Genomic DNA, 12349 nt, shown 5'->3' with positions numbered 1-12349 from the left:
GCGGCTCAGGGCAGGGTGCCCAGCGCCTCGGTCAGCTCGGTTGGCGAGCTGAACTGGTCCACCGGCAGCGCCCGTACGGCCTGCAACTGTTCGGTGCTCGCGCCGTTCTCCTGGCACCAGCGGATCAGGTCCTCGCGGGAGACGGGATAGTCCAGCCCGGCGAGGTATTCGTGCAGGGCGGCACCGCTGTCGGTCATGCTGTCCGATCTACCCGCGCAGGAGCCCCGGCACACCCCCGGCGGGCCGCTGCGTTTGCCCGTCGGGGTGCCGGGTAGCCGCTGGCATGCTGGTACAGCGGCTCGGTGCGCCGAGCGACCTCGATCCGTTGCTGGAGCGTGTCCGGGACGCGCGGGTGGTGATGATCGGGGAGGCGACGCACGGCAGCTACGACTACTACCGCATCCGGGAACAGTTGACCCGGCGGCTGGTCGCCGAGTGCGGCTTCTCCTTCGTGGCAGTGGAGGGTGACTGGCCGGACTGCGACCGGGTGCACCGTTCGGTGACCGGGACCCGCGGCGGGGCGGCCGAGCCGCAGACCGCGCTGGAGGGCTTCGAACGGTGGCCGACATGGATGTGGGCCAACGCCGAGGTGGCCCGCTTCTGCCGTTGGCTGCGGGCCTGGAACATGGAGCGGGCCGAGGCGGCCCGGGTCGGCTTCCACGGTCTGGACGTCTACAGCCTCTGGGAGTCGATGCAGGCGATCTTCGACTACCTCGGCGAGGAGGAGCCGGCGTCGTTGGAGGCCGCCCAGGACGCGTACCGGTGCTTCGAGCCGTACGGCAAGCGGGTCGAGGAGTACGGTGCGGCGAGCCGGTTCGTCTCCGCCCGGTGCGAGCAGGAGGTGATCCGGCTGCTGGCCCGTACCCGCGAACACGCCGCCACCGACGGGCCGGGCGCCTTCTCGGCCTGGCAGAACGCGGAGGTGGTGGCCGGCGCGGAGCGCTACTACCGGGAGATGGTGGCCGGGGGGCCCGGTTCGTGGAACGTCCGGGACATCCACATGACCGACACCCTGGACCGGTTGCTCGACCGCTACGGGCCGGGTGCCCGGGGCGTCGTGTGGGCGCACAACACCCACGTCGGTGACGCGCGGGCGACCGACATGGCCGCCGACGGGATGGTGAACATCGGCCAGTTGGCGCGGGAACGCCACGGCACGGACCAGGTGGCGTTGATCGGCTTCGGCAGTTGGCGGGGCACGGTGATCGCCGCGCCGCGCTGGGGCTCGCCTTCGGAGGCGATGGTGGTGCCGCCGGCCCGAAGCGGTTCGCTGGAGCACCGGCTGCATGAGCTGATGCCCGAGCGCGCGGTGTTGGTCTTCGGCGGTCCGGACCAGCCGGGCTGGGTCACCGACCTGCTCGACCACCGGGCGATCGGGGTGGTGTACGACCCGTCGTTCGAGTCGTGGGGCAACTACGTGCCGACCCGGCTGGGGGAACGATACGACGCCTTCATCTGGTGCGACGAGACCACCGCCCTGCATCCGTTGCCCGCCCTGGCCGCCCCGGGCGAGATGGAGACCTACCCGGCCGGCGTCTGAGTTGCGCCGCCCTGAGCCGGGGCGCGGATGTGGGAGGGGCCCCCGGCCACGCACCAGGCGTCAGCCGGGGGCCCCTGCGCACCCGTCAGGTGCCCGCACCGACCTTGTCGTCGAGCCTGGCGCGCAGCTTCTCGCCCTCGATGTCGACGTTAGGTAGCGCCCGGTCCAGCCAGCGGGGCAGCCACCAGGCCACCTTGCCGAGCAGTGACATCACCGCCGGGACGATGGTCATCCGGACCACGAAGGCGTCGATGGCCACGCCGATGGCGAGTGCGAAGCCCATCGACTTGATCACCGGGTCGTCGAGGAAGATGAAGCCGCCGAAGACCGAGGCCATGATCAGGGCGGCGGCGGTGACCACGCGTGCTCCATGCCCCATCCCGTTGATGGTGGCCTGCTGGGCGGTGTCACCGTGGACGAAGTCCTCCCGCATCCGGGAGACCAGGAACACCTCGTAGTCCATGGCCAGGCCGAACAGGATGCCGATCAGCAGGATCGGTAGGAAGCTGATCAGGGGACCGGGAGTGTCCAGGCCGACCAGGTCGGCGAGGTGCCCCTGCTGGAAGACCGCGACCGTGATGCCGAAGGTGGCGGCGACGGTGAGCAGGAAACCGAGCGCCGCCTTGACCGGCACCAGCACCGAGCGGAACACCAGCATCAGCAGCAGGATCGACAGGCCGACCACCAGTGCCAGGTAGATCGGCAACGCGTCGGAGAGCTTCTCCGAGATGTCGATGCCGATCGCGGTCACGCCGGTGAGCAGCACGTCGGCACCCTGGATGCCGCCGACGGCGGTGCGGATGTCGTGCACCATCGTCTCGGTGGCCGGGTCGGTCGGACCGGTCTGCGGGATCACCGCGAGTAGCGCGGTCCGGCCGTCCGGGCTGAGCTGCGGTGGGGCCACGGCGAGCACGTTGTCGGTGCGCTGGACCAACGCGGTGACCTGAGGAACGGCTGCGGCGGTGGCGCCGGCGTCGTCGCCGGCGACAACCACTGCGAGCCGGCCGGTGAAGCCCGGGCCGAAGCCCTCCGTGATCAGGTCGTTGGAGACGCGGGCGGCGGAGCCGACCGGAGCGGTACCGTCGTCGGGCAGCGCCAGGCGCATGTCCGGTGCCGGCAGCGCGAGCAGCCCCAGGCCGAGCAGTCCGACGAGGATCACCGGGATTCGGAGCCGGGTGATCAGTCGGGCCCAACGGAAGCCGAACGCCGAGGTGTCCTCGCTGTGGTTGGTGGCGGTCTCCGACGCCGCGCGGTGGATGGTCACGTCGCTGCGGCGGGCAGCGTCGTCCGGGATGTCGTCGGCGGCCGGGGCCACCGACACCGACGAGCGCAACCTGCGGGGCAGTACCCGGCGTCCGGCGAAGCCGAGCAGCGCCGGTTGCAGGGTGATCGCCACCAGCACGGCGACGGTGACGGTGCCGGCGGCCGCCAGGCCCATCACGGTCAGGAACGGGATGTTCACCACCGCGAGACCGGCCAGGGCGATGACCACCGTGGCTCCGGCGAAGGTCACCGCCGAGCCAGCGGTGCCGACCGCCCGGCCGATCGCCTCGTCCGCCGGCACGCCGTCGAGCAGGTTCTGTCGATACCGCGACGTGATGAAGAGCGAGTAGTCGATGCCGACGGCCAGGCCCAGCATCAAGGCGAGGATGGGTGCGGTGCTGGTCAGCTCGACCACGCTGCTGAGTGCGAAGAGGCCGGCCATGCCGACGCCGACGCCGATGAGCGCGTTGAGCATGGTCATGCCCGCGGCCACCAGCGAGCCGAAGGTGACCACCAGGACGACGAGGGCCACCGCGACGCCGATCGCCTCGGTGGAGCCGACCTCGGGCGGGGTGTTGAGCACCTCACCGCCGGGCGCCACCTGCCAACCCTGGGCCTCGGCTTGGGCGCCGAGCTGCTCGTACGCCTCCCGCTGTTCCTCGGTGATCTGGTCGGCACCGTCGTTGAACTGCACCTGGATCAGCGCGTACTGGCCGTCGGGAGAGACCGAGCCGACCTGGAACGGATCGACGGCGGCGAGCACACCGGGGACGGTGGTTGCCTCCTGAATGATCGACTGGATCGCCGCCTGGCCATCGGGTGTGCCGAGCTGTCCCGGAGCCGGTGCCTTGACCGCGATGGTGCCGGTGGCGCCGGCCGCCGCTGGGAACTGCTCGTTCAGCAGGTCGAGCGCACGCTGCGACTCCGTGCCGGGCATGGTGAAGTTGCTGGCTGCCGGGCCGCGCAGGGTCGCCGCTGCCAGGCCGAGCCCGACGAGTACGACGAGCCAGATCGCGGCGACGAGTCGCCGCCGACGCATCGATCCCCGGCCTAGCCGGTAGAGCAGGGTCGCCATGAGGTCCTTTCCTCGGTCGTGGATGGTGGGACGGGTCAGTGGGCGGGCGGTTCGAGCGCCCGCCGCAGCAGGGCCAGCAGCGCATCGCCCAGTTCCTGGTCGGGCACGTCGGCGAACTGGCCGCAGGTCTCGGCGATGCCGGCGAGCAGCACCAGCGCGGTGATCCGGGCGGAGGCCCGCTCGGACTGCCCGGCGAGCGTATCGATGAGCCGTTCGGAGATCTGGTGAATGTGGACGAAGTCGGGCTGTTGCAGCAGTTCCGGGAACTCGCCCCGGAGCAGGGCGATCTCGCTGCGGAACCGGACCGCGAGATCGACGAAGCCTTCGGCGGCGACCCGCTGGGCGGCGGCCGGCCCGGGCTGGGCCGCGATCCGGTCGTCGAGCGACCGCAGCACCTCGATCGCGGGCGCCATCAGCGCGGTGAGGATCGCCTCCTTGTTCGCGAAGTGGTACAGCACCGCCGCCTTGGAACAGCCCACCTCGGTGGCGATGTCTTGCAACGACGTGCCCCGGTAGCCGGTTGCGGCGAAACGTCTCGCCGCGGCCGCCAGGATCTCGCCGTGGGTCTGCGGGGTGGTGCGGGCCATGACTCTCAGCATGCCTGACCGATCGGTCAGACGCTGACCGATCGGTCAGATCAGTGACGATCCCCACAGCCAGCGGTGCCGAATTGGCTCTGCGGATGGGCGTCGCGCCGGGCCGAGAATGAGATCGTGACCGACTCGACGGCGGCCCGGGCGGTCGCGCTTCGTGCCCTGCACCGACCCGGCGACCCGCTGGTGCTCCCCAACGCCTGGGACGCCGGCTCGGCCCGGGCGGTGACCGACGCCGGCTTTCCGGCGGTGGCCACCGGCAGTGCCGCCGTCGCCGAGTCGCTCGGATACGCCGACGGCGAGCGCATCCCGCCGGGGGAGATGTTCGCGGCCGTGACCCGGATCGCCCGCGCGGTCGCCGTGCCGGTCACCGCCGACCTGGAGCGGGGTTACGGTCTGCGTCCGGCCGAACTGGTCTCCCGGCTGCTCGACACCGGGGCGGTCGGGCTCAACCTGGAGGATTCGGATCCGCGTACCGGCGTCATGGTCGATGCCGAGGACCAGGCCGACGTGCTGGCCGGTGTCCGGGCGGCGGCGGAGGACGCCGGGGTCGCGGTGGTGGTGAACGCCCGGGTGGACGTCTTCCTACGGCCCGGCGGTGAACCGGCCGACCGGCTCACCGAGGCGATCCGCCGGGCGCGCCGCTACCTGGCCGCCGGGGCGGACTGCGTCTACCCGATCCTGCTGGCCGACCCGACTCAGCTGCGGAGTTTCGTGCAGGACGTGGCGGCACCGGTCAACGTACTGGCCCGACCCGCTGCGCCGGGGCAATCGGAGCTGGCCGCCCTGGGGGTGGCCCGGATCAGCTACGGCTCCGGCCTGTACGCGGCGACCCGCGCCCACACCACCCGCCTGCTCGCCGCCGTCGCCGCCGGAGATCTCCTCGTCTGAGCGGTGGCTGGCCCGTCAGGCGGTGGCCCGCAGGCAGGTGCCGCTGACTGTCGAGCTGACGGCGCGGACGGATCGGGCGCGCCGTTACGGTTGACCGCCGGGCGTCCGGCCGGGATGGTGATCGGATGAGCGGGGCTGATGAAACCCGGCACGGGGTCGCGCTGACCAATCTCGATCAGCCGTTGTCCGACGGGTCGGGAGAGAGCAAGCGCGACCTGGTCGACTACCTCGACGCGGTGGCCGACCGGATCGTCCCGCAGTTGCGCGGCCGTCCGCTGTCGGTGGTCCGGGTGCGCCCGGGACAGCCGCAGTTCATGCAGAAGAACCTGCCGCGTTACACGCCGGACTGGGTACGTCGGGTGTCGATCTGGGCCGAGGCATCCCGTCGGGAGATCGCGTACGCGCTCTGCGACGACCGCCGTACCCTGCTCTGGTTCGCCAACCAGCGGGCCGTCGAGTACCACCCCACCCTGGCCGTGGCCGACGACCTGAGCCGTCCCACCCACCTGGTGCTGGACCTCGATCCGCCGGAGACCGGTGGGTTCGGGGGCGCGGTGGCGGCCGCGCTGCTGGTCCGGCAGGCTCTCGCCGACGCCGGGCTGGCGGGCGCGGTGAAAACCAGTGGCGCCAAGGGGGTGCACGTCTTCGTCCCGGTCGAACCCGGCCCCGACGCCGAGGAACTGGCCGCTGCCACCCGGGCCCTCGCGGCTCGGGCGGAACGACTGGATCCGGCGCTGGCGACCACCGCGTTCATCCGCGAGGACCGGGGCGGCAAGGTCTTCGTCGATCCCACCCGCACCGGCGGCGCGACAGTCGTGTCGGTCTACAGCCCCCGGCTGCGTCCCGGCGTGCCGGTCTCCTTCCCGGTGCCCTGGCCGGACCTGGAATCCGTCACCCCGGCGGACTTCACCATTCGGACGGTGCCGGAGCTGCTCACGCAGGGGGACCAGTGGAGCGACCTGATGCCGGCGCCGGTGCGGCTCCCCGGTGACCTGATCGAGGAGGGCCGCGCCATCCCGGTGCCGAGGGTGCAGGCCATGCACGAGGGTCGCCGCCGGGCCCGCGCCCGACGCGCCGCCACCGACTGAGGAGGTCGGTGCCCAGCCGTCGCCGTGACACCCGTCGCCGGACCGTGTTCACGGGTCCGCCCGAGCGGTGGTCGCCAAAGCTCGTGCCCCCTCCGGACATCCCAAATCTGCTCCCATCGGGTCGGCTGGCCACGGCGGCTGACCTGGCGATCGGCTACGTGTAGCAAGCCAAGTCGACCGAGGTCGTCGACGTGCGGATCTGCCGGGAAGCGGATGCCTGCACCTGTGTCGCGGCACTTGGTCGCGCGGCCCGAACGGCAAGAGGTGGTTGCTGCTGTGCGCGACCGCCGGTTCGGCTGTCGGCGCTCTGGTCGGGCACCGAGTGACGGGCGCCCGACCAGAGGCATCTGGGACGTCGGCCGCCGGCATGGTGCCCCGCAGTCGGACCCGACCCAGCGTGACGTTGCCAGAGAAGTGCAAGGCCTTCATGATGCGCCCACGGCGGTGGCATGGTCGGCTGCACCGGCCTCTTCGTGCTGGTCTTGGATGGTGCCCCCGGCAGGGCACGTCACAGAACTGCAAATGGTCGCCGCCCCCGCCGTCGTCGTCGCCGGGGGCAGCTTCGTTTGCGCTGGTATGGCGGTGGGTGGCGGGGTGGGGGCCATCTGCGGTAGCGCGGGTTAGCCGGGCCAGGTGTGGGGCGGCGTGTTGGCTGACGGTGGCTCGGAACGCGACCTGGTTGGTGCGGACGTCGTGGTAGATCTGCACGGCGAAGGCGTCCAGAAGGCGACGAAGACGGTCCGTGGGTAGCAGGCTGAGTTCCGCTGCGCATGCTGGTCAGGGTGGCCGGGACCCGATGGTCGATCGAGACCTGCTTCCAGACCGGCAAAACCATCGGCCTGGACGAACCCCAGGTCCGCCGCTGGCACGCCTGGCACCGCCACGTCACCCTCGTCATGCTCGCCCACGCCATCCTCACCGTGATCGCCGCCCGCGAACGCGGCGACCACGAGGCGGCCGATCAAACCCTCATCCCGTTGACCCTGCCCGAAATCCGCCGCCTCTTCGCGAAGCTGATCACCAACACCGTCCACCCGATCAGCCACTGGCTGACCTGGTCACACTGGCGACGCCAACACCAAGCACGCGCCCGGACCAGCCACTACCACCGCCGCACCCAACCGATCCATCAACCAGCATCTACATAACGAACCCGGACTGCCGTACTAGCCTCGGCCCTTCGTTAAGGGCTGCGTGGCGGCGGTCGCGGGGACGCGAAAGTGCCTTCTGATCTGGAACGATGTGACTTGTCTAGGGTCTCATCCATCCATCACGGAAGGCACTTTCGAGGTGCAGCGTACCGGCATGCGTCCCAAGCTTGCGGTCTCTGGTGGAGGTCGAGGCGTGGTCGGTCACGCCGGTGCCCGCCTGCTGGCCGACATCGCCGAGGTGACTGGGTTGGTCAGCGGTTTTGGTGATGCGCTGGCCGGGTTGCGGCAGCGACGCTCGGTTCATGAGCCGGGCCGGGTCGCCGTCGATCTGGCGTTGATGCTCGCCGACGGCGGTGAAGCGATCGCTGATCTGGGCGTGTTACGCCATCAGCCCGAATTGTTTGGGCAGGTCGCATCGGACGCGACCGGGTGGCGGGTCCTGGACAGCCTCGACACGGCAGCGTTGGCCCGGTTGCGGCAGGCCCGCGCGGCGGCGCGGGAAGTCGCGTGGGCACAGACCTGTGAGACCCGCGGCCGGTTGCCCGCCTCGGTCGCGGCGGGCCGCGAGGTCCCCGGGCTGGTCTTGGACATGGATGCCACCCTGGTCGTCTGCCATTCCGAGAAGGAATCGGCGACGCGGACGTGGAAGAAGACATTCGGCTACCACCCGCTGCTGTGCTTCCTCGACAACACCGGCGAAGCCCTGGCCGGACTGCTGCGCGAAGGACGGGCCGGGTCGAACACCACCGCCGACCACATCACCGTCCTGGATGAGGCCCTCACGCAGATCCCGACGCCCACCGGCACGGGACACCGTTGCTGATCCGCACCGACGGCGCCGGCAGCACCCACGGCTTCCTCGCCCACATCCGAGGCCTGCGCGAGCACGGCATCGACGCCCGATTCAGTGTGGGCGCCGCGATCACCGCAGCAGTCAGGGCCGCGATCGAACAGGCCAACGACTGGATCCCCGCGATCAACACCGACGGCGGCCTGCGTGACGGCGCCGAAATCTGCGAACTCACCGGCTTGGCCGACACCAGCGGTTTCCCGGCCGGGACCCGCCTGTTCGCCCGCCGGGAACGACCACACCCCGGCGCCCAGTTGTCGCTGTTCGACACCGTCAACGGCATGCGGCACCAGGTCATCGCCACCGACACCCCGCCCGGTCAAGGATCCCTGCAGTTCCTGGAGGCCCGTCACCGCGCCCACGCCCGCGTCGAGGACCGCATCCGCACCGGCAAAGCCACGGGCTTCGGCCGGTTCCCGTCACGAATCTTCGCGATCAACCAGGCCTGGTTGCAGTTGGCGTTGACCGGCATTGACCTGCTCGCCTGGACCCAAACCCTGCTGCTCGACGGCGACCTCGCCCGCGCGGAACCGAAGAAACTGCGCTACCGGCTCCTGCACGTCCCAGCCCGCATCGCCCGCACCGCACGCCGAACCTGGCTACGCATCGCCGACAGTTGGCCCTGGGCCGCGGAGATCATCACCGCGTTCACGCGGCTCACCAACCTGCCCCGACCCCTTTCCTGAACCACAATCCCCGCCCCAGCAACAGCATCGAGGAACCCGGCCACGCGTCGGGCCCACACCATGCCTACCGGCAGAAACACCACCAGCCGCACCCACAACACCAAGATCAATCACTCATGAAAGACCGAGGCTAATTGGCCCGCCGTTTTGCCGTAAATAGTACCGCCAACTATCGCGCTGACGACACCCACTGTTACGAAGCGTATCCCTTCCGAGTCGCGCCTGGAAGCTGGCGACGCGGCAGCTTCTCTCCGGCGGCGTTGAGGGCCGGAATCCGGGTGTGTCCGGCTCAGTCCGGAGCGGTCCGTCCGGGTAGTTCGACGTCCGAGCACAACGCGAGCACAACGCGAGCACAAGACCCGCGGCTTGCAGCCCGCACGCTTGCAGACCGGATGGACCACGTTCGAGGCCCGGCGGGAGGCAGGCTCGCCGAACTGCCGCACGTCGGTGCCGGGCGCCACAGCGACGACACCGCCATGCTTCGCCTGCGCTGGCCCATCAACCAGCCGGCGACCGAGGACGGGCGGTCGCCTGGGTGGCCACGAACGAGAGCGCCTGCTCCGGCGGCATGTGTGCTTCGACCACGGGTCCCTGGTCGATCAGCTCACGGACGGCTTCAGAGATCGTCGGAGGGGTCAGACCCATGGTGCCCGTCAACTCGATTCGGCTGATCGAGCGGGCCGCCCTGATGAGGTCGAGCACCATGCCGGATGTTCTGGGCCGATTCGCCCACACCAGGCCGGTCACCATGCAATCCCCTCCGCGGCCATCGATCGGCCTCGCCGGTCAGCTTACGGAAGCCGCTCGACACCGAACGCTCCCCTCGCTGGTGCGGTGACTGGATACGGTGCGCCAGAGGTGGTGCGAAGATCCGACATGGCGCCATCATGGTGTCAGATAGGGGAATGCGCCCACCCACCCCGGTCTCATAAGGTTGGGGGAAACTGGAGGAGAGTGGGATGAAGCGGCCGACGATGGCTGACGTGGCAAGGCGCGCCGGCGTGTCGAAGGTCGCCGTGTTCTATGCCCTGAATGGCCGGCCGGGTGTGTCGCAGGCTGCCCGCGAGCGCATCGTCAACATCGCCCGGGAGCCTGGTTTCAGCCCGAACAACGCGGCCCGCGCATTGACCGGCGCCAGTGCCCGGGCCGTCGGCTTAGTCGTGTGCCGGCCGGCACACACGCTCAACGACGTCCGCATCCCGGTGCTGCAGCAACTGCAGCTGCCGGCGGTGGTCATCGGCGGCCCGGGCGACACGGGTGACGTCGCACAGCTGTGGTCCGACGATGCGAAGGCGATGAGGGAGGCGGTCCGCTATCTGGTCGCGCTCGGTCATCGTCGCATCGCGCACGTGAGCGGCTTCCCCCGCCTGTTGCACACCCAGGCGCGGATCCGGGGGTTCGTCGACAGCACCACCGAACTCGGGCTCGGCGAAGCGGTCACCCTGGAGGCCGATTACACCGGCGAGGAGGCGCGCCGGATCACCCGGCGGCTGCTGATCGGAGCGGCCCGCCCCACGGCGATCATCTACGACAACGACGTGATGGCGGTCGCCGGGCTGGCGGTGGCCCGGAAGATGCGCCTCAGCCTGCCGGCCGAGCTGTCCATCGTCGCCTGGGACGACTCGTTGCTGTGCGAGCTGGTGCATCCGCCGCTGACTGCCCTGACCCGCGACATCGTCGGCTACGGCGAGCATGCCGCCCGGGCCATCTTCAAGGCGATCGAGGGCGAGCCGGTCGACAGCGTCGAGGGCAGCGCGGCACACCTGACTCCCCGGGGCAGCACCGCGCCGCCGACCTGACCGTCCCGCGAGTCCAGCCGCGACGGTCCGGGCCGATGAGGTGGCCCCGGCGTGCTGCGCGAGGCCGTCCTCGCCGTGGCCCGGCTCGACGAGCGGACCGCACCTCGGTCAGCGCCGGCCCGCCCGGACGTTGTCAGCCCCAGGAACAGCTGCGTAGCTCCAGGAACGGCTCAGTTCCAGGAACGGCGCTGGGGCCGCACGTCGACGACCGGCATGCCGGCCGCGTGGGCGGCCGCGATCCCCTCGTCACTGTCCTCGTAGACCAGGCACCGCCGCGGCTCGACGCCCAGCCGCCGGGCGGTCACCGCGAACAGGTCCGGGGCCGGCTTGCCCCGGCTCACGTCCTCCCGGGTGACCACCAGGTCGAAGACCTCCGCCAGGGCCGTCGTCCGCATCACCGCCTCGATGATCGGCCGGGAGCTCCCGGAGGCCACCGCGATCGGACCGCGACCGCGGAAGGCGCGGGCCGTGTCGGCCACCGGCCGATGCTCCCGGATGGTGTGCGCGACGGTGCGGAAGAGGTCATCGCGGCGGGCCACCACCTGCCGCACGTCGCCGGTCAGGCGCTGCCCGGTCTCCGCAAGCAGCGTCTCCACCATCTCGGCGCTGGAGATTCCCGTGTGGGCCGCGAACCAGGGCTCGGGAAGGTCGACCCCCTGCTCGGCGAGCGCGCTTCGCAGCGCGCGGTAGTTGGCCGCCTGTGTGTCGACCAGGGTGCCGTCCCAGTCGAAGATCAGGCACTCGATGTCCGGGCCGGGGGCCAGTGTCGTCATACCATCTCCCTCGCGAGGTCGGGTGCGGGCGCGCTGGAAAGGCGGGCCGCCGGGGCGAGCAAAAAGATCACCGCGTTCAGCCCGACGATGATCGCCAAGGCTAGCGGCAGGCTCATCGCCGAGGCGAGCATCCCGATCAGCGGGGGGCCGCCGACGACGCCGATCCAGCCGGCGCTGGATACCGCGGCCACCGAGGGGCCGGTGGGCGAGTCCGGTAGCCGGCCGGCGACCCGCAGGACGGTCGGCATCAGGCAGGAAAGGCCCACACCGAGCAGGGCGAACCCGGCGACCGCCGACACCGAGTAGCAGCTCAGAATTGTCCGGCTCCAGAATGCCGCTGGTCTCGACGACCTCGTAGGAGACTGGCAGGGCGGCGTTGACCTGCCAACGGGCGGAGTTGGCGCGCGCTTTCTGCATCTCAGGGCTCCAGTTTCATGAGTGTTGTCCGAGGGTTTCGGAACTGTTCGTACAAACAGGCATCGAACGGGGCCGAATGTGGCCATGGTCCGACGCGAATGTTCCGCGAACCATTCCTCGGCCGTTTCGCTTCGATGAACGACAGGCACGCTCGCGCCGGCGACCGCACAGGACGGAGTGATGGAATACGAGAACAGCGGCGCTCGGGTCTACCGCCAGCGAA

9 protein-coding genes and 4 pseudogenes are annotated in these 12349 nt (G+C 70.5%); 6 read left to right on the top strand and 7 right to left on the bottom strand.

The features are described from left to right. Window positions 1-5 precede the first annotated feature (5 nt). Window positions 6-197 carry a DUF2795 domain-containing protein gene (locus AC2CHE_RS04770; protein ID WP_093405351.1) on the bottom strand — a complete coding sequence of 64 codons (192 nt, stop codon included), beginning with the start codon at window positions 195-197 and terminating at the stop codon, window positions 6-8. Between the two features lie 86 nt (window positions 198-283). Between AC2CHE_RS04770 and AC2CHE_RS04765 the strand changes: the two genes are divergently transcribed. Next, on the top strand, window positions 284-1540 hold the full coding sequence (locus AC2CHE_RS04765) for an erythromycin esterase family protein (RefSeq protein ID WP_484503653.1): 1257 nt from the start codon (window positions 284-286) through the stop codon (window positions 1538-1540). An 85-nt stretch (window positions 1541-1625) separates the two neighbouring features. Here the strand turns inward: AC2CHE_RS04765 and AC2CHE_RS04760 are convergent. The 3 genes and pseudogenes from AC2CHE_RS04760 to AC2CHE_RS04750 all read right to left on the bottom strand — a co-directional run. After that, a pseudogene (locus tag AC2CHE_RS04760) lies at window positions 1626-2759 on the bottom strand (MMPL family transporter); the annotation flags it as partial. 113 nt (window positions 2760-2872) lie between these two features. Continuing rightward, window positions 2873-3878, bottom strand: a pseudogene (locus AC2CHE_RS04755) (MMPL family transporter); the annotation flags it as partial. Window positions 3879-3913: 35 nt separating this feature from the next. Further along, on the bottom strand, window positions 3914-4465 hold the full coding sequence (locus AC2CHE_RS04750; protein ID WP_484503652.1) for a TetR/AcrR family transcriptional regulator: 552 nt from the start codon (window positions 4463-4465) through the stop codon (window positions 3914-3916). Window positions 4466-4591: 126 nt separating this feature from the next. On the opposite strand from AC2CHE_RS04750, the gene AC2CHE_RS04745 reads away from it, so the two are divergent. From AC2CHE_RS04745 to AC2CHE_RS04730, 4 genes and pseudogenes are all read left to right on the top strand, one after another. Then, window positions 4592-5362, top strand: coding sequence for an isocitrate lyase/PEP mutase family protein (locus tag AC2CHE_RS04745; RefSeq protein WP_484503651.1), 771 nt, complete (start codon window positions 4592-4594; stop codon window positions 5360-5362). Window positions 5363-5487: 125 nt separating this feature from the next. Then, the gene (locus tag AC2CHE_RS04740; protein WP_484503650.1) at window positions 5488-6450 is read left to right on the top strand and encodes a DNA polymerase domain-containing protein; all 963 of its coding nucleotides are present in this window, start codon (window positions 5488-5490) and stop codon (window positions 6448-6450) included. 773 nt (window positions 6451-7223) lie between these two features. Then, window positions 7224-7598, top strand: a pseudogene (locus AC2CHE_RS04735) (IS701 family transposase); the annotation flags it as partial. Window positions 7599-7719: 121 nt separating this feature from the next. Beyond that, window positions 7720-9137, top strand: a pseudogene (locus AC2CHE_RS04730) (IS1380 family transposase). Window positions 9138-9635: 498 nt separating this feature from the next. Here the strand turns inward: AC2CHE_RS04730 and AC2CHE_RS04725 are convergent. Further along, window positions 9636-9887, bottom strand: a complete 252-nt coding sequence (locus AC2CHE_RS04725) for a winged helix-turn-helix transcriptional regulator (RefSeq protein WP_484503649.1) — start codon at window positions 9885-9887, stop codon at window positions 9636-9638. Between the two features lie 209 nt (window positions 9888-10096). On the opposite strand from AC2CHE_RS04725, the gene AC2CHE_RS04720 reads away from it, so the two are divergent. After that, a complete protein-coding gene (locus AC2CHE_RS04720; protein WP_484503648.1) occupies window positions 10097-10936 on the top strand; it encodes a LacI family DNA-binding transcriptional regulator in 840 nt (279 codons plus the stop codon). Between the two features lie 170 nt (window positions 10937-11106). Here AC2CHE_RS04720 and AC2CHE_RS04715 read toward each other — a convergent pair whose 3' ends face one another. After that, a complete protein-coding gene (locus tag AC2CHE_RS04715; protein ID WP_484503647.1) occupies window positions 11107-11709 on the bottom strand; it encodes an HAD family hydrolase in 603 nt (200 codons plus the stop codon). After that, on the bottom strand, window positions 11706-12008 hold the full coding sequence (locus AC2CHE_RS04710) for a hypothetical protein (protein ID WP_484503646.1): 303 nt from the start codon (window positions 12006-12008) through the stop codon (window positions 11706-11708). Before AC2CHE_RS04710 ends, AC2CHE_RS04715 begins: the two co-directional genes overlap by 4 nt. Between the last annotated feature and the right edge of the window lie 341 nt (window positions 12009-12349).

It is taken from the genome of Micromonospora sp. ATLC16, from assembly GCF_057196645.1.
This window is presented reverse-complemented; position numbering and strand designations above follow the sequence as displayed.